This is a genomic window from Georgenia sunbinii, from assembly GCF_036421875.1.
GTDB lineage: Bacteria > Actinomycetota > Actinomycetes > Actinomycetales > Actinomycetaceae > Georgenia_B > Georgenia_B sunbinii.
The window spans coordinates 829442-849019 of the sequence record NZ_JAZGOL010000001.1 but is presented as its reverse complement, the minus strand read 5'-3'; the positions used below and the strand labels follow the sequence as shown (position 1 = coordinate 849019).

The 19578-nt window shown below is 72.7% G+C and carries 13 protein-coding genes and 1 riboswitch; of the genes, 10 read left to right on the top strand and 3 right to left on the bottom strand.

Annotation, left to right across the window (positions count from 1 at the left end):
* The first annotated feature begins 167 nt into the window (after positions 1 to 167).
* The 3 genes from gcvP to gcvH all read left to right on the top strand — a co-directional run bounded on the left by gcvP (position 168) and on the right by gcvH (position 4918).
* A complete protein-coding gene (gcvP, locus tag V2J52_RS03990) occupies positions 168 to 3209 on the top strand; it encodes an aminomethyl-transferring glycine dehydrogenase (protein ID WP_331226358.1) in 3042 nt (1013 codons plus the stop codon).
* A 5-nt stretch (positions 3210 to 3214) separates the two neighbouring features.
* Positions 3215 to 4339 (top strand): glycine cleavage system aminomethyltransferase GcvT, encoded by a 1125-nt coding sequence (gene gcvT, locus V2J52_RS03985; RefSeq protein ID WP_331226357.1) that lies wholly within the window; start codon positions 3215 to 3217, stop codon positions 4337 to 4339.
* Positions 4340 to 4534: 195 nt separating this feature from the next.
* Positions 4535 to 4918: a glycine cleavage system protein GcvH gene (gene gcvH / locus V2J52_RS03980; RefSeq protein ID WP_331226356.1), complete on the top strand. Its 384-nt coding sequence runs from the start codon at positions 4535 to 4537 to the stop codon at positions 4916 to 4918.
* 136 nt (positions 4919 to 5054) lie between these two features.
* Here the strand turns inward: gcvH and V2J52_RS03975 are convergent, their stop codons facing one another.
* Positions 5055 to 5777, bottom strand: a complete 723-nt coding sequence (locus tag V2J52_RS03975; protein ID WP_331226355.1) for a PIG-L deacetylase family protein — start codon at positions 5775 to 5777, stop codon at positions 5055 to 5057.
* 144 nt (positions 5778 to 5921) lie between these two features.
* Between V2J52_RS03975 and V2J52_RS03970 the strand changes: the two genes are divergently transcribed.
* The 3 genes from V2J52_RS03970 (at position 5922) to V2J52_RS03960 (ending at position 8582) form a co-directional block, all read left to right on the top strand.
* Positions 5922 to 6101, top strand: coding sequence for a DUF5302 domain-containing protein (locus tag V2J52_RS03970; RefSeq protein WP_331226354.1), 180 nt, complete (start codon positions 5922 to 5924; stop codon positions 6099 to 6101).
* Between the two features lie 126 nt (positions 6102 to 6227).
* Positions 6228 to 7706, top strand: a complete 1479-nt coding sequence (locus V2J52_RS03965) for a UDP-N-acetylmuramoyl-L-alanyl-D-glutamate--2,6-diaminopimelate ligase (RefSeq protein ID WP_331226353.1) — start codon at positions 6228 to 6230, stop codon at positions 7704 to 7706.
* A 102-nt stretch (positions 7707 to 7808) separates the two neighbouring features.
* Positions 7809 to 8582, top strand: coding sequence for an ABC transporter ATP-binding protein (locus V2J52_RS03960; RefSeq protein ID WP_331226352.1), 774 nt, complete (start codon positions 7809 to 7811; stop codon positions 8580 to 8582).
* A 29-nt stretch (positions 8583 to 8611) separates the two neighbouring features.
* On the opposite strand, the gene V2J52_RS03955 is transcribed toward V2J52_RS03960, so the two are convergent.
* A complete protein-coding gene (locus V2J52_RS03955) occupies positions 8612 to 9064 on the bottom strand; it encodes a Dps family protein (RefSeq protein ID WP_331226351.1) in 453 nt (150 codons plus the stop codon).
* 290 nt (positions 9065 to 9354) lie between these two features.
* Between V2J52_RS03955 and ggt the strand changes: the two genes are divergently transcribed.
* Both ggt and leuS read left to right on the top strand, forming a co-directional pair.
* On the top strand, positions 9355 to 11829 hold the full coding sequence (ggt, locus tag V2J52_RS03950; RefSeq protein WP_331226350.1) for a gamma-glutamyltransferase: 2475 nt from the start codon (positions 9355 to 9357) through the stop codon (positions 11827 to 11829).
* Positions 11830 to 12059: 230 nt separating this feature from the next.
* A complete protein-coding gene (leuS, locus tag V2J52_RS03945) occupies positions 12060 to 14981 on the top strand; it encodes a leucine--tRNA ligase (protein WP_491062157.1) in 2922 nt (973 codons plus the stop codon).
* 58 nt (positions 14982 to 15039) lie between these two features.
* Here leuS and V2J52_RS03940 read toward each other — a convergent pair whose 3' ends face one another.
* A complete protein-coding gene (locus V2J52_RS03940) occupies positions 15040 to 16023 on the bottom strand; it encodes an MsnO8 family LLM class oxidoreductase (RefSeq protein WP_331226348.1) in 984 nt (327 codons plus the stop codon).
* 207 nt (positions 16024 to 16230) lie between these two features.
* On the opposite strand from V2J52_RS03940, the gene V2J52_RS03935 reads away from it, so the two are divergent.
* Positions 16231 to 17244: a WxL protein peptidoglycan domain-containing protein gene (locus V2J52_RS03935; protein WP_331226347.1), complete on the top strand. Its 1014-nt coding sequence runs from the start codon at positions 16231 to 16233 to the stop codon at positions 17242 to 17244.
* A gap of 90 nt (positions 17245 to 17334) precedes the next feature.
* Complete coding sequence (locus V2J52_RS03930; protein ID WP_331226346.1) at positions 17335 to 19314, top strand: purple acid phosphatase family protein; 1980 nt, start codon at positions 17335 to 17337, stop codon at positions 19312 to 19314.
* Between the two features lie 126 nt (positions 19315 to 19440).
* Positions 19441 to 19565: riboswitch (SAM riboswitch) on the top strand.
* The last annotated feature ends 13 nt before the right edge of the window (positions 19566 to 19578 follow it).

Genomic DNA, 19578 nt, shown 5'->3' with positions numbered 1-19578 from the left:
CGGACGCCCGACGAGACGTTGGGAGGCCTGCCGTTCGCGCCTCCGCCGATCGCTCCAGCGCATTCTTCGCTAGCCTGGCACCGCCCGCGAAAGCACGCAGGTTCACGCGACGACGCGGAGCGGGCCGCTCGGACCTGCCCCCTCGACGGATCCCGGGGAGCCCACTGATGACACCGCTGTCCACCGCCAGCTTCCTCTCGCGCCATCTCGGCCCGCGCCCGGCTGACACCCGCGCAATGCTCGACTCGCTGGCCGACGGCGCCGACTGGTCGCTGCTGACCGACTCCGTGCCGGCGAACATCCGGCAGTCCGAGCCGCTCGCACTGCCCCCGGCGCTCACCGAGGCCGAGGCGCTCGCCCGGCTGGAGCAGCTCGCCGCCCGCAACGTCCAGCGGGTGCAGATGATCGGCCAGGGCTACTACGCCACCCACACCCCCAGCGTGATCCGGCGCGGCATCCTCGAGTCGCCCGGCTGGTACACCGCCTACACGCCCTACCAGCCGGAGATCTCCCAGGGACGGCTCGAGGCGCTGCTGAACTTCCAGACCGCCGTCGCCGACCTCACCGCGCTGCCGGTCGCGAACGCCTCGCTGCTCGACGAGCCGAGCGCGGTCGCCGAGGCGGTCCTGCTCATGGCCCGTGCCAACCGGTCGGTGACCACCGACGTCGTCGTGCTCGACGCCGAGCTGCACCCGCAGACGCTGGCCGTGGTGGCGGGCCGGGCAGAGGCGGTCGGGCTGCGCACCGTCGTCGTGGACCTCGACGACGGGCTGCCCGCGCTCGACGGCGGTGATCTCACCGGCCTGGTCCTCCAGCAGCCCGGCACGTCCGGCCGGCTGCGCGACCACGCCGGCCTCATCGCCGCAGCGAAGGACCGCGGCGCGCTGGTGACCGTCGCTGCGGATCTCCTCGCCCTCACGCTCATCACGCCGCCGGGGGAGCAGGGCGCCGACGTCGCGGTCGGCTCCGCGCAGCGCTTCGGCGTCCCGCTGTTCTTCGGCGGCCCGCACGCCGCCTTCATGGCGGTGCGCCAGGGGCTCGAGCGGCAGCTGCCCGGCCGCCTGGTCGGGGTGTCGAAGAACGACGCCGGCACGCCCGCCTACCGGTTGGCGATCCAGACCCGTGAGCAGCACATCCGGCGCGAGCGGGCGACGTCGAACATCTGCACCGCGCAGGCGCTGCTGGCGATCGTCGCCGGCATGTACGCGGTCCACCACGGCCCCGAGGGATTGCGGGCGATCGCCCGGCACGCCCACGACGCCGCCCGGTCCCTCGCCACCGGCCTCGACCGGCTCGGCGTCGAGGTGGTGCACGACGCGTTCTTCGACACCGTCACCGCGCGGGTCCCGGGCCGGGCCGACGCCGTCGTGCGAGACGCCGAGGCCCGCGGGGTAAACCTGCGCCGCGTCGACGCCGACCACGTGGGGATCTCCTGCGACGAGACGACGACGGCGGCGCACCTCGCCGCCGTCCTCGCGGCGTTCGCGGGTGACGGTGCGGCGCCGGCTGCTGAGCCCGCCGAGCTGATCGCGCCGACCGAGCCGGTAGCCGTCGACGGTGGCACCGACCGGTTCGCGATCCCGCCCGCGCTCGCCCGGACCAGCGGCTTCCTCGGCCACCCGACGTTCCACACCCACCGGTCCGAGACGCAGCTGATGCGCTACCTGCGCCGGCTCGCCGACCGTGACCTCGCGCTGGACCGCACGATGATCCCGCTCGGCTCGTGCACGATGAAGCTCAACGCCGCCACCGAGATGCAGGCCATGCTGTGGCCCGGCTTCGCGAGCATCCACCCGTTCGCGCCGGACGCGCAGACCGCCGGCTGGCGCGAGCTGATCGGCGAGCTGGAGTCCTGGCTGGCGGCGATCACCGGCTACGACCGGGTCTCGGTGCAGCCGAACGCAGGCTCGCAGGGTGAGCTCGCCGGGCTGCTGGCGATCCGCGCCTACCACCGCTCCCGCGGCGACGACGAGCGCACCGTGTGCCTCATCCCGTCTTCGGCGCACGGCACCAACGCCGCCTCCGCAGTGCTCGCCGGTCTGCGGGTGGTCACCGTGGGGACCGCGGCAGACGGCAGTATCGACCACGGCGACCTCGCCGACAAGCTCGCCGAGCACGGCCCGCGGCTGGCGGCGATCATGATCACCTACCCCTCGACCCACGGCGTGTTCGACGCCGACGTCCACGAGGTGTGCCAGGCCGTGCACGAGGCCGGTGGCCAGGTGTACATCGACGGTGCCAACCTCAACGCCCTCATCGGGCTCGCCAAACCCGGCGAGTTCGGCGGCGACGTCTCCCACCTCAACCTCCACAAGACGTTCTGCATCCCGCACGGCGGAGGTGGGCCAGGGGTCGGCCCGGTCGCGGTGCGCGAGCACCTGGCGCCCTTCCTGCCCGGCGACGCCGCCCGCGCCCCCGCGCCCCTGTCAGCCCACTTGTCGCCGACAGCGGGATTGTCGCCGACAGCCGACTTGTCGCCGACAGCCGACTTGTCGCCGACAGCCGACTTGTCGCCGAGAGCTGGATTGTCCCCGACAGCTGAGTTGTCCCCGACAGCTGCCGGTGGCGGGACACCGATCTCGGCGACCCGCTTCGGCTCCGCGGGGGTGCTGCCGATCTCGTGGGCCTACATCGCGCTCATGGGCGCCGACGGCCTCGCCGCCGCCACCCGCAGCGCGCTGCTCGCCGCGAACTACGTCGCCACCGCGCTCGCCCCGCACTTCCCGATCCTCTACACCGACACCGCCGGCCGCGTCGCCCACGAGTGCATCCTCGACCTGCGCGAGCTCACCAAGGCGTCCGGGGTGACCGCCGAGGACGTCGCCAAGCGGCTCATCGACTACGGGTTCCATGCGCCGACGCTGTCGTTCCCGGTCGCCGGCACGCTGATGGTCGAGCCCACCGAGAGCGAGGACCTCGCCGAGCTCGACCGCTTCGTCGCGGCGATGGTCGCCATCCGAGGTGAGATCCAGCAGGTCCTCGACGGCGATCTGGCGGTGGCTGACAGCCCGCTGCGACGCGCGCCGCACACCGCCGTCGTCGTCGCGGCCGACGCGTGGGACCGTCCCTACCCGCGCGAGCAGGCCGCGTTCCCGGTGCCCGGCCTCCGGCAGGACAAGTACTTCCCGCCGGTGGGCCGCATCGACGGCGCCTACGGAGACCGCAACCTCATGTGCAGCTGCCCACCCGTCGACTCCTACGAGGACTGACCCAGATGACCGCCCCCGACCGCACCACCACGCTGCTCGCCCGCCACGAGGCGCTCGGCGCGACCCTCACGAGCTTCGGCGGCTGGGCGATGCCGCTGAGCTACGCCTCCCAGCTCGCCGAGCACCACGCGGTGCGGCAGGCCGCCGGGATCTTCGACCTCGGCCACATGGGCACGGTCTGGCTCTGGGGGCCCGCGGCCGCCGAGATGCTCGACCACGCGGTCGTCGGGCGCCTGTCGGCGATGGAGCTCGGGCAAGCGAAGTACACCCTGCTGTGCGCGCCCGACGGCGGGATCATCGACGACCTCATCGCCTACCGGCTCGCCCCGGAGCGCTTCCTCCTCGTGCCCAACGCCGCCAGCACCGAGGTAGTGGTCGATGAGCTCCGGGAGCGGTCGACGGGATTCGACGTCACCGTCGAGGACACCACCGAGCAGACCGCGCTGGTCGCCGTCCAGGGCCCGGCGGCCGAGGCGATCGTCGCCGGTGACGCCCGAGAGCCAGCACGGGTGCGCGCGCTGCGCTACTACTCGGTGATGGAGACCGGCGTCGCCGGCGAGTCGGTGCTCCTCGCCCGTACCGGCTACACCGGCGAGGACGGTTTCGAGCTCGTGCTGCCCGCGGCGGACGCCCCGGCCCTGTGGGACCGGCTGCTCGACGCCGGGCAGCAGCACGGCCTGGTCCCGGCGGGCCTCGCCGCCCGCGACTCGCTGCGCCTCGAGGCCACCATGCCGCTCTACGGCAACGAGCTGTCACGCGACGTCGACCCGTACACCGTGAGCCTCGGCAGCGTCGTCGACCTGGCCAAGAAGGACTTCGTCGGCCGCGACGCCCTCGTCCGGGCCCACGAGGCCCACACCGCCCGGTCCCCGGGCCGACGGCGGCTGGTCGGCCTGGCGGGGGAGGGCCGCCGGGCGGCGCGGCCCGGCTACCCGGTGCTGGCCGACGGCGAGCCCGCCGGCGCGGTGACATCCGGGCTGCTCAGCCCGACCCTCGGTCACCCCGTCGCGCTGGCGATCGTCGACGCGGCCACTGCCGCCCCCGGAACCGTCGTCGAGGTCGACGTCCGGGGCCGGCTGGAGCCATTCACCGTCGTCCAACGCCCCTTCTACCGCCGCCCCCACCCATGACCCCGCCCCATTCGCGACAGCCGACTTGTCGCCGACAGCAGGATTGTCCGCGACAGCCGACTTGTCGCCGAGAGCGGGATTGTCCGCGACAGCCGACTTGTCGCCGACAGCGGGATTGTCCGCGACAGCCGACTTGTCGCCGAGAGCCGAGTTGTCTACGACAGAGTTGTTCGCCCATCGACCGAGGAGAGCACCGTGGCCAGGATTTCCGCAGACCTGAAGTACACCGCCGAGCACGAGTGGGTCGACGACTCCGTCAGCCCGGTGCGGGTGGGCGTGACCAGCGTGGCGACCGAGGCCCTGGGCGACGTCGTCTACGTCGACCCACCGGACGTCGGCAGCTCGCTGACCGCGGGCGACGTGTGCGGCGAGATCGAGTCGACGAAGTCGGTCTCCGAGCTGTTCGCCCCCGTGACCGGCACCGTCGTCGAGGTGAACCAGGCGGCCGTCGATGATCCCGCGCTCATCAACTCCGACCCCTACGGCGACGGCTGGTTGTTCACCGTCGACGTCGCCGGGCCCAGCACGTTGATGACCGCCGAGGACTACGCCCGGGCCAACGACGCCGAGCTCGCCTAACCTGACCACCTCCCGCGACAGCAGACTTGTCGCCGACAGCGGGTTGAGGGCGTGGAGAATCCTGCTCTCGCGGGTTGGGGGTGTGGAGGATCCTGCTCTCGCGGGGTGGGGAGGGCGGAGGGCAGGGGGGAGCGGCTTAGGAGAGGTCGAGGACCTCGATGGCGGCGGCGTGGGTGACGCCGAGCTGGGCCCCGGCGGCGCGGCCCATCTCGTCGAGCATGGCCCGCGGGTCGAACTCCTGGGCGAGCCCGTCGATGTACGCGCGGTGCGCGGCCAGTGACGCGACGCCCGCCTCGAAGGTGTCGGTGACGTCCACGGCGTGGCGGGCCTCGGGCGAGCCCGGTAGCCACACCTGGCGGACCCCGTCCCACGGCTGACGGTCGGTGCCCAGCTGCTCGGGGAACACCCACCGGTTGCCGGCGTCCCGCACCGCATCAAGGGTGGCGCGGCCGGTGGCGATGTGGTCGGCCTGGTTGAGACCGCCGCCGGCCCAGGTCTCCCGGAAGCTGTTGGTAATGACGATCTCCGGCCGGTAGCGCCGCACGACGTCGCAGATCCGACGGCGCAGGTCCAGGCCGTACTCGAGCACACCGTCGGGCCGGCGCAGGAAGAGCACCTCGTCGACGCCCACCTCCTGGGCGGCGTCGACCTGCTCGCGCTCGCGCAGCGGACCGGCCTCGGCGGGCGCGACAGCGTCGATCCCGGCCTCGCCGGAGGTCACCATGCAGTACGTCATCACCTTGCCCTGGCCCGTCCACCGAGCGACGGCGGCAGCCGCGCCCCACTCCATGTCGTCCGGGTGCGCCACGATCGCCAGCGCACGCTGCCAGTCCTCGGTCACGTGGTTCAGAGTCGACATCGGTCCTCCGGTGGGGACGGGCGGGTGGGCCCACCACGCTACCGGGCGGGCGCCGAAGATTTCCGCTGGCTTTCGACGTCGCAACTGGGCAGGCTGGGGGAGTCGGAGGGTCCGGCGAGCACCAGATCACACAGGGAGCCGACGATGTCAGAGAACACTACCGATCCGCGCGAGGACGCCAAGGCCAAGATGCGCGAGGCACTCGAGCGCAAGAAGCAGGGCGAGCACGCCAACGCCGAGGGCAGGCGCAGTACCGGCGCCGTCCACGGTAGCCAGGTCGCCGCCGGCGAGGGCCGCCGCGTTTTCCGCCGCAAGTCCGGCTGACCCGTCCCGACGCACTCTCACCTTCGGTCGCCCCTCTGGCACGGCTCAGTGCCGCCAGAAGGGCGACCGAAGTACTGAGCGGGGCGCCGCGCACCGGACGTGGCTGGTCGGCCTACCCTGGCACCCATGAGACTGGGTGACCTTGCCGCTGCGCTGAACCTCCAACCGCCCTCGGCCGACGACGCCGAGATCGAGGTCCGTGGCATCACACACCAGGCCGACTGGGCGGGGCCCGGCGACATCTTCGTCGCCGTCCGCGGTGCTCGCGCCGACGGGCACAGCTTCATCCCCGACGCGGTCGCGCGGGGCGCCGTCGTCGTCGTCGGCGAGGGACCTCCGCCGGGTGTGAGCGTGCCGGTGCCCTACGTGCGGGTGGACTCGGCTCGTGCCGCGCTCGCCGACATCGCCGCCGCGCTCGCCGGGCACCCCAGCCGGCAGCTGACCACCCTCGGCGTCACCGGGACCGACGGCAAGACCACCACGTCCTGCCTCGCCCGCCACCTGCTGCGCAGCGCCGGCCGCGACACCGGCCTGCTCTCCACCGTCGGCTACGAGCTGCCCGACGGCGTGCTCCGCCAGCCGCCCACCCACTTCACCACGCCAGAGGCGCCCCAGGTCCAGCAGATCCTGCGCGAGATGGTCGACGCCGGAGCCACCGCCGCCGTCGTCGAGGCCTCCAGCCATGCACTGGCACTCGACCGGGTGCGGGCGGTGGACTTCGACGTCGCGGTGTGGACCAACCTCACCGGCGAGCACCTGGACTTCCACGGCACGATGGAGCAGTACTTCAGCGACAAGGCGCGACTCGTGCAGCGCGCCGGCCGCGCGGTCCTCAACGCCGACGACCCCTGGGCCGGCCGGTTCAAGGAGCTGAGCCAGGAGGCCACCACGTACAGCGCCGAGGGACGGCCGGCGGACTGGCGCGCCACCGACGTCGTCGAGGGGCCCGGGTGGCTGCGGTTCACCATCAACAGCCCCGACGGCGAGGCGACCGCGGAACTGCCGATGATCGGCCGCTTCAACGTCGCGAACGCCCTCGCCGCCATGGCCGGGGTGCACGCCGTCGGCGTCCCGCTCGAGCAGCTCGTCGCCGGGCTGACCACCTTCCGGGGCGTGCCCGGCCGGATGGAGATGGCCCCGCGCGCCGAGGGGGACCCGCGCGTCATCGTCGACTTCGCGCACACCGCGCCGAGCCTGGAGAAGGCGCTGGAGACCGTCCGTGTCACCACCGATGGACGCCTGTGGGTGGTCCTCGGATCCGCGGGCGGGCCCCGCGACCCGTCGAAGCGGGCGCCGCTGGGCGACGTGGCGACCCGGCTGGCGGACGTCGCCGTCTTCACCGAGGAGGACCACCGCGACACGCCGCTGGCGGACATCCTCGCCGAGATGGAGCGCGGCGCGCGCGAAGCGGGCCGCGCGAACTTCGTCAGCATCGGGGACCGCGCGGCGGCGATCCGTCACGCGATCGGCGAGGCGACGGCGCTGGACACGGTGGTGCTCGCCGGCAAGGGCCCCGAGGCCACCCTCGAGCGGGACACCGAGACCATCGACTGGGACGAGATGGCGCAGGCCAACGACGCGCTCGAGCGCCGCCGCCGCGGCTGAGCCCCGCCGTGACGTCTCGGGCATGGCGGGGCAGCACGTAGCATGCGGGTCACGGACCCGACGGTGTGACCGTTGGTCCGCACCCCGCTGAAAGGACGTGTGATGTCGTCAGGCTCCGTGCTCCACGCCGCCGACCTGTGGGCCGGCTACCCAGGGGTGGAGATCCTGCGCGGCCTCGAGCTGCGTATCGAGGGCGGCGGTGCACCGGTCGGCATCATCGGGGCGTCCGGCGCCGGCAAGACCACCCTCGTGCGGGCGCTGTCCGGCGAGCTGCGGCCCAGCCGCGGCACCGTCACCTTCGACGGCCGCGCTGTGCGCCGGCTGCCGCGCCGCGAGGCCAAGCACTTTGGGGCGGCCGTCCGGTTCACCTCGCAGGACGCCCTCACCGTGCTCGACCGTCGCCTCACCGTCGCGCGCCGCCTCACCCTCGCGCTGGCGGACGCACGCAAGGCCGGCCGCACGCACGGGACGACAGTGGCCGACATGCTCGACGCCGTCGGCCTGCCGACGTCCTTCGCCACCCGGCTGCTCGCCACGCTGTCCGGCGGTGAGAAGCAGCGGGTCACCCTCGCGGCAGCGATCGCCACCCGGCCAGAGATCCTCGTCCTCGACGAGCCGCTCACCGCGGTCGACCCGCAGGCTCGCGGTGACCTCGCCCGACAGCTCGCCGGTGCCGCAGCCGGGCTGGACACCACGCTGGTGCTCGTCTCGCACGACCTCGAGCTGGTCGAACGCACCTGCGACGAGGTCCATGTGCTCGCTGGGGGCGAGTTCGTCGCCCGCGGACCGCTGAGCGAGGTCTTCGCCACCAGCGAGCACCCCGCGGTCCGGGAGCTGGCCGCGGCGGCCCCGCTCGCGGTGCAGCGCTTCCGCTGAGCGGTGCCAAGCCAGCGAGGAGCCGGGCGTCAGCCCTCGTCGGTGGCGGCGCGGAACATCCACGCCTGCTTCTCCAGGCCGGACGCCACGGCGATGAGGAGGTCGTGGCTCAGCGGGTCGACCGGCTCGAGGTCGTCGAGGTTGGCCTTGATCCGGTCCGAGGCGGACTGCAGCCGCTCGTCGAACTGCCGGATGACCTTGTCCACGGCCAGCCGGCCACCGGCGAGCCCGTCGACCTGCGAGGTCTCGGTCACGACGCTGGCGCGGCCGTCGGGGGTGCCGCCCACCGTGACGAGCCGCTCGGCGACGTCGTCGGACGCGAGGCGCACCTGGTCGATGACCTCGTCGAGCTGGAGGTGGACCGACCGGAAGTGGGGGCCGTAGATGTTCCAGTGGGCCTGCTTGCCGAGCAGCGCGAGGTCGATGAGGTCGACGAGCGCGCTCTGGAGGCTGGTCGCGACGATCTCGGCGGGCTTGGACATGGTGGTTCTCCTTCCCACGCCGTGCGCTCTGCCGGCGTGCTCGGGCAGCCGGGCTGCCGACCTCAACCCTAGGACGACCGGTCTGCCGGCGCCCGACGGGCCGGCGCCCGACGGGCCGGCGCCCGCCAGGCCGGCGCCCGCCCCCGCCGGGACGGATCGACCTCGTCCCTTCCCGGAAGCTGCGCGGCACAGTAGTATCAGCCGCCCGGACGATCCGGCCCGCCGGATCCCACATCCAAGGGGGGATGACGGTGTCAGAGGTTCTTACGAGGCCGCGACGAACGGCCACCTTGCTCTTTCCGGCGGCGCTGACGTCGGCGCTCGTCCTGGGCTTCGTCCAGGCGCCCGCGGCTCTCGGCCTGCCGGAGGAGCTCGACAAGGAGGCCACCGCGACGGGCTACGGCGGGGCGATCGCCTCGCTCGACCCGTACGCGTCACTCGCGGGGCTGGAGATCCTGCGCGAGGGCGGCAACGCGGTCGACGCGGCCGTGGCGGCCTCCGCGGCGCTCGGCGTGACCCGCCCTTACGACGGCAGCGTCGGTGGGGGCGGGTTCTTCGTCTTCTACTCCGCGGAGACCGGCGAGGTCACCACGATCGACTCACGCGAGGAAGCGTGGGCGGCGATGGAGCCGGACGTCTTCCTCGAGGACGGTGAGCCGATCCCGTTCACCGAGCGCCGGGTCTCGGGCCTGTCCCAAGGCGTGCCCGGGCTGGTCAGTGGCTGGGACGTCGCGCTCGCGGAGCACGGGACGATGCCGCTGGAGCACGTGCTGCAGCGGGCCATCGTCCTCGCCGAGGACGGGTTCGTCGTCGATGACGAGTACCAGGCCCGCACCCAGAGCAACCAGGCGATGTTCCGCGACTTCACCTCGAGCAGCGAGACGTTCCTCGTCGACGGCGAGGCGCCGCAGCCCGGCACCGTCATGACCAACGAGGAGCTCGCGCACACCTACCGGCTGCTCAGCGAGCACGGGCCGGACGTCTTCTACGGGGGCGAGATCGCCGAGGCGATCGTCGAGACCAACAACCACCCGCCGCTCGCCGACGACGTCGACCGCAACGTCCGCGTCGGCGCGATGACCCTCGCCGACCTGGCCCAGTACGAGGCGCTGGAGCGCGAGGCAACGATGGTGGACTACCGCGGCTTCGAGGTCTACGGCATGGGGCCGCCGTCCAGCGGTGGCTCGACGGTCGGTGAGGCGCTGAACATCCTCGAGGGCTTCGACCTGGCGGCGCTGCCGCAGGAGGAGGCACTGCACGACGTCATCGAGAGCTCGGCGATCGCCTTCGCCGACCGGAACGCCTACGTGGGCGACGACGCGTTCATCGACGTCCCGCTGGCCGGGCTGCTGTCGCAGGGCTTCGCCGACGAGCGCCGCGAGCTCATCGGCGAGGACATGCACCCGCGGCCGGTGCCGGCGGGTGACCCGTGGCCGTACAACGGCGACGCCGACGGTGCCGCGGCCTCGGCGGGCACCGCGGTGGATGGGACGTCGACGACGCACCTCACCGTGGCGGACCAGTGGGGCAACGTCGTGAGCTTCACCTTCACCATCGAGGGGATCGGCGGCAGCGGCATCGCGGTGCCCGGGTACGGCTTCCTGCTGAACAACCAGCTCACCGACTTCGAGCCCGACCCCGACCACCCGGCGAACGCGCCGGCCCCGGGGAAGCGGCCGCGCAGCAGCATGGCGCCGACCATCGTCCTTCAGGACGGCTCGCCGGTCGCCGCCTTCGGGTCGCCGGGAGGCTCCACGATCATCACCACCGTGCTGCAGGTCGCAGTCAACCACCTCGACCTCGACATGTCCCTGCCCGAGGCCATCGCCGCACCTCGACTGTCCAACCGCAACGGTGCCGCGACCGACGCAGAGGCGGGCATCCACGACACCGCCCTCGGCGACGCGCTGCGGGCCCGTGGCCATCAGCTCAACCCGACGGGCACCCTCGGCAACGTCACCGGCATCGCCTTCCTGCCAGGCGGCAGGCTGCAGGCTGCCGCGGAGCCGGCACGCAGCGGTGGCGGCAGCGCCATGGTGGTGACTCCGGAGGACGCACCCGAGCCACCGAGCGGATCTCCGCAGTTCCACCTGAGCAACGACTGGCTGGGCACCACGCACGAGTTCTTCCGGTACGGGCGCGTCGGGGACGACGTGTTCATCGGCGACTGGAACGGGGACGGGCGGGACACGATCGCCGTCCGCCGGGGCAATGTGTTCCACGTGTCCAACGCCCACCGGGGCGGTGATGCCGAGCAGACCTTCCGCTACGGCCACCCGGGCGACGTCGTGCTCGTGGGTGACTGGGACGGCGACGGACGCGACACCTTCGCTGTCCGCCGGGGCAACGAGTACCACGTGAAGAACCGGCTCGCCGGCGGGCAGGCCGACCACGTCGTGCGCTACGGCCACGCCGACGACGAGGTACTCGTGGGGGACTGGAACGGCAACGGCCAGGACACCTTCACGGTCCGCCGCGGGGCCGAGTACCACGTGCGCAACTCGATGACCCCGGGCTGGGCCGACGTCGTGCTCCACTACGGCCGGGAGGCCGACACCACGCTGGCCGGCGACTGGGACGGTGACGGGCGCGACACGCTCGCCGTGCGCCGCGGGGCGGCCTACCACCTGCGCAACTCGCTCAGCGGGGGGCCGGCAGACATCCGGGTCACCTTCGGCCGGGCGGACGACGAGGTGCTGGTCGGTGACTGGGACGCCAACGGCACCGACACCCTCGGCGTGCGCCGCGCGCCGTCGGCCGACTGACCGTCACCCGACGCCCTGACGGGGACCGCGGCCACCACGGCTGCGGTCCCCGCCGCGGGCCGGGCCCGGTGATGCGCTAACCTGTGGCCATGACGGCTCGTGCCCTTCTTATCCAGCCGCGCTGACAGCAGCGGGCGCCCCAGCGGCGTCGCCACAGCGCGGCCGACCTCCCTGCGGGGAGGTTTTCTCATGCCAGGAGCGAGCGGCCCCACCCAGCGGCGAGGAAGATGATGAGCACAGACAGCGCGACCAGCACCCCGACGGAGCCCACCCACCGCTACACCCCGGCGCTCGCCGGGCGTATCGAGGCGGCCTGGCACGACCGGTGGGAGGAGCGGGGCACCTTCCACGCGCCCAACCCGGTCGGGCCGCTCGCCGGTGACGGCGACGTGCCGTCGGACCGGTTCTACGTCCTCGACATGTTCCCCTACCCCTCGGGCAGGGGCCTGCACGTGGGGCACCCGCTGGGCTACATCGCCACCGACGTCGTCGGGCGCTACCAGCGGATGAAGGGCAAGAACGTCCTGCACGCGCTGGCCTACGACGCCTTCGGGCTGCCGGCCGAGCAGTTCGCGGTGCAGACCGGGCAGCATCCCCGGGTCACCACCGAGGAGAACATCGCCACCATGCGCCGCCAGCTGCGGCGGCTGGGCCTGGCGCACGACGACCGCCGCACCTTCGCGACCACCGACCCGGACTACGTCCGCTGGACGCAGTGGATCTTCCTGCAGCTCTTCCACGCCTACTACGACGACGACGCGCCCCGCCCCGGCGGCGGGCTCGGCGCAGCGCGGCCGATCAGCGAGCTGGTCGCTGCCTTCGAGTCGGGCAGCCGGCCGGTCCCCGCCGGTGCGGCGTGGGCCGAGCTGGACGAGGCCGCCCGCAGCGACGTGCTCGACGGCTTCCGGCTGGCCTACGTCACCGAGGCGCCGGTGAACTGGTGCCCCGGCCTGGGAACGGTGCTCGCCAACGAGGAGGTCACCGCCGACGGCCGCTCCGAGCGCGGCAACTTCCCGGTCTTCAAGCGCAACCTGCGGCAGTGGATGATGCGGATCACCGCCTACGCCGACCGCCTCGTCGACGACCTCGACCTCATCGACTGGCCGGAGAAGGTCCGGTCCATGCAGCGCCACTGGATCGGCCGCTCCGAGGGCGCCAGCGTGCGCTTCGCGGTGCCGGCGCGGATGAGCGCGGGCGAGTCCGACGGCGCGACGGCGGAGGTGTCGCTCGAGGTCTTCACCACCCGGCCCGACACCCTGTTCGGCGCGACCTTCATGGTGGTCGCCCCCGAGCACGACCTGCTGGACGACATCGTCCCCGCGACCTGGCCGGTGACCACCGGCGAGAGCTGGACCGGTGGCCACGGCACGCCGGCCGACGCCGTCGCGGCCTACCGCGCCACCGCCGCGGCGAAGACCGAGGCGGAGCGGCAGGACGAGGGCCGCGCCAAGACCGGGGTGTTCACCGGCGCGTACGCCACCAACCCGGTCAACGGCGCCCAGATCCCGGTGTTCGCCGCCGACTACGTCCTCATGGGCTACGGCACCGGGGCGATCATGGCGGTCCCGGGCGGTGACGCGCGGGACTTCGAGTTCGCGCAGGCCTACGGCCTCGACGTCGTCCACACCGTGACGCCGCCGGCCGACTTCGCCGGCGGCGCCTGGACCGGCGACGGCGAGATCGTCAGCTCGGCGAACGACGAGGTCTCCCTCAACGGCCTGGGGGTCGACGAGGCGAAGGCCGTCATCACCGAGTGGCTCGAGGGCCGCGGGCTGGGGGAGTCGCGCACCACCTACCGGCTGCGGGACTGGCTGTTCTCCCGGCAGCGGTACTGGGGCGAACCCTTCCCGATCGTCTACGACGAGGACGGTCGCGCCCACGCGCTGCCCGAGGAGATGCTGCCGGTCGACCTGCCCGAGGTCCCCGACTACTCCCCGCGCACCTTCGACGCCGACGACGCCGACTCCTCACCGGAGCCGCCACTGGGCCGGGTGCCGGACTGGGTGAACGTCGAGCTCGACCTCGGCGACGGCGTCAAGACCTACCGCCGTGACACCAACACCATGCCCAACTGGGCGGGCTCGTGCTGGTACGAGCTGCGCTACCTGGACCCGACGAACCAGGACGTGCTCGTCGACCCGGCCAACGAGCAGTACTGGATGGGCCCGCGGGACGGCGCCCCGGCCGGTGGCGCCAACCTGTACGTCGGCGGCGTCGAGCACGCCGTGCTGCACCTGCTGTACGCGCGCTTCTGGCACAAGGCGATGTTCGACCTCGGCCACGTCTCCAGCGCCGAGCCGTTCCACAAGCTCTTCAACCAGGGCTACATCCAGGCCTACGCCTACGCCGACGCCCGCGGCCAGCACGTCCCGGCCGACGAGGTGGAGGAGGTCGCGGCGGCCGACGGCTCCGGCGAGGTCAGCTACTCCTGGCAGGGCCAGGAGGTCTTCCGCGAGTACGGCAAGATGGGCAAGTCGCTGAAGAACATCGTCACCCCCGACGACATGTACGAGGCGTACGGCGCCGACACCTTCCGCGTCTACGAGATGTCGATGGGGCCGCTGGACGTCTCGCGGCCGTGGGACACGCGCGCCGTCGTCGGCTCGCAGCGGTTCCTGCAGCGGCTGTGGCGCAACGTCGTCGACGAGGAGACCGGCGAGCTGGTCGTCGTCGACGACCCCGCCGACGACGCGACCCGTCGCCTCGTCGCCCGGACGGTCGAGGAGGTCGAGACCGAGATGTCGGCGATGCGGGTGAACACCGCCATCGCGCGGCTCATCGTGCTCAACAACCACCTCACCGGACTTGCCCGGGTACCGCGGGAGGCGGTGGAGCCGCTGCTGCTCATGCTGGCGCCGGTAGCACCGCACATCGCCGAGGAGCTGTGGCAGCGGCTGGGCCACGAGGCCTCGCTCGCGCACGAGGCCTTCCCGACGGCGGACCCGGCGCTGCTGGTCGAGGACACCGTCACCTGCGTGGTCCAAGTCGCCGGCAAGGTGCGTCACCGGCTCGAGGTGCCGCCGTCGATCGACGCCGCCGAGCTCGAGCGCCTCGCGCTGGCGACCGACGGCGCCGTGCGTGCGCTGGACGGCCGTGGTGTGCGCAAGGTGATCGTCCGAGCGCCCAAGCTGGTCAACATCGTGCCGGCGTAGCAGGCCTGGCCGTGCCGGTCCCCGCCCGCCGCGGGCGGGGACCGGCACGTCATGCCTGTCAGCCGGCGAGCTCGGCCAGCGCGGTGTCCGCCGCGGCGAGGGCGCCGTGGTCGTAGGTGGACGTCGTCGCCAGCACCTCGGTGGCGCCGGTGCGCGAGACCAACGAGCCCAGCTCGCCGGCCACCTCGGCCGCCGTGCCGTAGACCGCCAGCTGCAGCTGCTGGGCGACCACCGCCCGCTCCTTCGCGGAGACCTCGGCCAGCCCGCCGTCGGGCACCGGCCGGAGCGGCGCGAAGCTGCCGGTGGTGCGGCTGCGGGCCAGCGAGATCGCCTCCGGCAGCAGCAGGTCGCGGGCCTGCGCGCGGCTGGCGGCGACCATCACATCGACGCTGATGATCACCTGCGGCTCGGGGCACTGCGCGCTCGGCGCGAAGTCGCGGCGGTAGGCGGTCAGCTCGGTGAGGGCACCGCGAAGAGACGGGCCACCGACGACGACCGGCAGGCCGAGCTCGGCCGCCGTCGTCAGGCCCTGACGGGTGGCGAGCACATAGATCGGCGGTGGGGTGCTGGTCGCGGGGGTCGCGGTCACCGGTGCCTCACCGTGCAGGTAGGCGCGTACCTCGGCGATGTCCCGGGAGAACGTCCGGGCGGGATAGCTCGTCACCTGCAGCGCCTCACGGACCGGCTGGGTGAAGCCCAGCGACCGGCCGAGCCCGACGTCGACCCGGCCGGTGAACAGGCCAGCCAGCGCCAGCGCCTGCTCGGCGACGACGATCGGCTGGTGGTTGGCGAGCATGATGCCGCCGGTGCCGAGCCGGATCCGACTGGTCCGGGCGCCGATCGCGGCCAGCAGCACCGCCGGCGCCGACCCGGCGATCCCCGGCACGGCGTGGTGCTCGGCGACCCAGAACCGGTGGTAGCCGAGCTGCTCGGCGCGTTGCGCCCGGTCGACGGCCGCCCGCAGCGCCGCCGCAGGCTCTTCCCCCTCACGGGTGCGGGCTCGGTCGAGGAGGGAGATCGGAACGGTCAGGCGGCTCGGCACGGCGGAGGAGTCTTCTCTTGGTCGGGGGTGGTCTCTACCGGGCAACGCCCGAGGTAGACGGGACATTCCACGGTATCGGACCGGCTCCGGAGACCGCTGCCCGGCCGGGTTGCCCCCGTGCCGTCATCCGGCGTTCACCTCTGCTGCCTAGCGTGACCGCGCCAGGCTGCTCACCTGCCACCGGCCCGGCACGACGGAGGGACACCCATGCACGTGCGACGAGCGATCACCGCGGCCGCGACCCTGGCAGTGAGCCTGCTGCTAGCGGGGCCGGCCGCTGCGGCGCCCACGCCCAGCGCCCCGGAACGCATCACCTGGGGCATCGCGCCGGCGACCGCGGACGGCCCGGACGACCGGGTGTCCTTCCGGGCGGAGGTCGCGCCGGGCGACACCTACGAGGACCACGTCGCGGTGATCAACCACTCGAAGCACGAGGTGACCTTCGCGCTCACCGCGTCCGACGGAGTCATCACCGAGGAGGGCGAGTTCGACCTGCTCACCTCCGAGCGCCCCACCGGGACCGGGGAGTGGATCGAGCACCCCGATGAGGTGACGGTCGAGGGTGGGGAGACCGCCGTCGTGCCGTTCGCCGTCACGGTCCCGCAGGACGCGGTCCCGGGCGACCACCCCGGCGGGCTGCTCGCCTCGGTCCTCTCGGCGCCCGGCGGCGGCGCGGCGGTCGGCCTCGACGCCGGCGTCGGCACCCGGATCCATCTGCGGGTCGCGGGGCAGGTGCGGCCCTCGGTCGCGGTCACCGACCTCGACGCGAGCTACACCGGCTCCTGGCACCCGCTCGAGCCGGGTGTCCTCGACGTCCGGTGGACCGTGCGCAACGACGGCAACGTCCGGCTGGGGGCGACCCAGCTGCTCGAGGTGTCTGGGCTGCTCGGGCTGGACCCCGGGGTAGTCGCTCAGCAGGTCGGCCAGCAGCGGGAGGTGCTGCCCGGGCAGGCCGTGTCGCTGCGCGCCTCGGTCGAGGCCTGGCCGTTCGGGCTGCTGACCACCCAGGTCTCCGCGAGCACCGCCGTCGTCGGGCAGGACGCGCTGGACGTCGCCCTGCCGGCGACGCTCGCGACCACGACGACGACGGCGGTGCCGTGGGCGCAGCTCGTCGTCCTGCTGCTCGCGCTGGGCGGCGTCGTCGCTCTGGTCGTGCGCCGTCGGCGCCGGCGCGCGCGGGTGGCAGCGGCGTCATCTGCGGTTCAAGAGGTCGCCATCTAGCGGTCATGACCGGTCAACGGGCCGTTCGCCTTCGTCGGGAAGCCTTCGGGTGTCCGGGTTCACGGACACCCACCCAGATGAAGGACAACGATGCGAAACCTCCTGACCTCGCGCCGCGCCCTGGTCGCCGGCGCCGTCACCGCGGGCCTGCTGGCTGCTGGCGTCGCCCCGGCAGCAGCCGCACCAGTTCCCCTCGACTCCACCGACGCCGCGCCGCAGCGGGTGATCCTCAACCCGACGCAGGACCCCGCCACCTCGCAGACCGTCACCTGGCGGTCGGTCGGCACCACCGCCGACGTGCCCGCCACCGCCGAGCTGCGCACCCCCGACGGCCAGGTGACCTCGGTCGACGCCGTGGTGACCTCGGAGAAGATCGTCATCGACGGTGCCCAGGCCATCACCTACAGCGCCACCTTCACCGACCTCACCCCCGGCACCGAGTACGCCTACCGGGTGCTCACCGGTGAGGTCGCCGACGACTGGCACACCTTCACCACCGGCTCCGCCTCGGACGACCCGTTCACCTTCACCTGGTACGGCGACGGCCAGAACGACCTCACCGAGAAGTGGACGCCGATTGTCGGACTCGCCAAGCAGGCGTTCCCGAACTCCGAGCTCACGCTGCAGTCTGGTGACCTCATCAACCACTCGGTCGAGAGCGAGTGGGAGGAGTGGTTCACCATCACCGACGGCGAGCGACAGACGGAGAACTGGCTGCCGGCCATCGGCAACCACGAGTACTCCAGCGACACGGTTGCCGACTACTGGAACGCGAGCTTCACGGTGCCGAAGAACGGCCCGGAGGTGCCGGAGAACGCGCCCGCCAACCGGGTTGAGCACATGGAGCTCGTCGCCGGCCACCTGGCGAACCGGGTCTACTACACCGACTACCAGGGGGTGCGCTTCATCGCGCTGAACTCCCACCTGCGCAACCAGAACCAGCTGCAGGAGGCCGCCGGCGTCACCCTGCCGGAGATCCCGAGCAGCGAGTTCCGCGACCTCTACCTCGGTATGCAGGCCGACTGGCTCGACGAGGTGCTGGACGAGTCGACCGCGAACTGGAACGTCATCCAGTTCCACCACCCCACCTTCTCGGTCTCCAGCGGCCGCGACAACGCGCACCAGCGCGCGGCCTTCCTGCCGGTCATCAAGGCCAACGACGTCGACCTCGTGCTGTCCGGCCACGACCACACCTATGCCCGTGGCTTCCTCGACGCCGACGCCACCAGCACCCCCGGCGTGACCTCCGGCACCGTGTTCGCGGTGACCAACTCTGGGCCGAAGCACTACAACCTCGCGCCCGACTCGACCAACGTGTGGCTGAACAACGACGCCACCCAGGTGGTCAAGTACCAGCACGTCTCCTTCATCCAGGGCATGCGGGTCACCCCCGACACCCTCGAGTACGAGGCGATCGTCGCGCAGCGGGGTGGCAACAACCCGAACACCGACCTGGAGATCGGTGAGACCGCCGACTCCTTCACCATCAGCCGGCTCGCCAACGGCACCACGGCCGTCACTGAGGGCATCGAGCGTCGCGTGGCGACCGGCCTCGGGCAGCTCGAGATGGACCCCGTCGACGGTGACATCGTCCTCGAGGCCGATGTCCCGGCCGGCGACCCGGCGCTCAAGCAGGGTGCGCTGACCATGACCATCGCCGCCGACAGCACCGTCGACCTCGGTGACGCCCGCAACGGCGGGGACCGCTGGTCCTTCGACGCCACGCTGCCGCAGATCTCGGTCACCGACACCCGCACCGCCGCGGCCGGCTGGTCGCTCACCGGCAGCACCGAGGGCCTCACCTCCCCGGCCGGCGCCATCAGCTCCGCGTTCCTCGGCTGGGCGCCCCGGGTCCTCGGTGCGGCGACCGCCGACGCCGGCCCGCAGGTGCTCGGCCAGCTCGACGGCGGACAGGGCCTGACCGAGGCCATGCTGCTCGCCAGGGCGGACGACCACGCCCGTTTCGGGACCACCGAGGTCGTGGCCGACCTCGCGCTCGACGTGCCCGTCGACACCCCGGAGGGCAGCTACGCGGGCGCGGTCAACGTCCGACTCTTCCCGGTCGACTGACCCAGCAGGGTCGTCACGCACACCGCTGAGGGGGCTGGTCGCACCGACCAGCCCCCTCTGGCGTCCCGAGACACGCCGCGGCCCGAAGGTTGACAGGTGAAGTGAGAGCCTCGTAGGCTCCGAGCAGGTTCAGAGCACCAGTGCGCACCACGCGTGCGCTAAGCCCCGGCTTGCTGGTCGGCAACCCGCCACGTGCGGCGGGTGCTCCGGGTGATGACCTGGCCCCGCGCAGGCGTGGGGCAACGCATGCACACCTCGGTGTCG

What these genes read in the sequence shown, in the direction of transcription:
- V2J52_RS03965 (WP_331226353.1), top strand. Translation starts at nt 6,228, where the DNA reads ATGAGACTGGGTGACCTTGCCGCTGCGCTGAACCTCCAACCGCCCTCG.
- gcvT (WP_331226357.1), top strand. Translation starts at nt 3,215, where the DNA reads ATGACCGCCCCCGACCGCACCACCACGCTGCTCGCCCGCCACGAGGCG.
- V2J52_RS03935 (WP_331226347.1), top strand. Translation starts at nt 16,231, where the DNA reads ATGCACGTGCGACGAGCGATCACCGCGGCCGCGACCCTGGCAGTGAGC.
- V2J52_RS03975 (WP_331226355.1), bottom strand. Translation starts at nt 5,777, where the DNA reads ATGTCGACTCTGAACCACGTGACCGAGGACTGGCAGCGTGCGCTGGCG.
- leuS (WP_491062157.1), top strand. Translation starts at nt 12,060, where the DNA reads ATGAGCACAGACAGCGCGACCAGCACCCCGACGGAGCCCACCCACCGC.
- V2J52_RS03970 (WP_331226354.1), top strand. Translation starts at nt 5,922, where the DNA reads ATGTCAGAGAACACTACCGATCCGCGCGAGGACGCCAAGGCCAAGATG.
- gcvP (WP_331226358.1), top strand. Translation starts at nt 168, where the DNA reads ATGACACCGCTGTCCACCGCCAGCTTCCTCTCGCGCCATCTCGGCCCG.
- V2J52_RS03955 (WP_331226351.1), bottom strand. Translation starts at nt 9,064, where the DNA reads ATGTCCAAGCCCGCCGAGATCGTCGCGACCAGCCTCCAGAGCGCGCTC.
- V2J52_RS03960 (WP_331226352.1), top strand. Translation starts at nt 7,809, where the DNA reads ATGTCGTCAGGCTCCGTGCTCCACGCCGCCGACCTGTGGGCCGGCTAC.
- V2J52_RS03930 (WP_331226346.1), top strand. Translation starts at nt 17,335, where the DNA reads ATGCGAAACCTCCTGACCTCGCGCCGCGCCCTGGTCGCCGGCGCCGTC.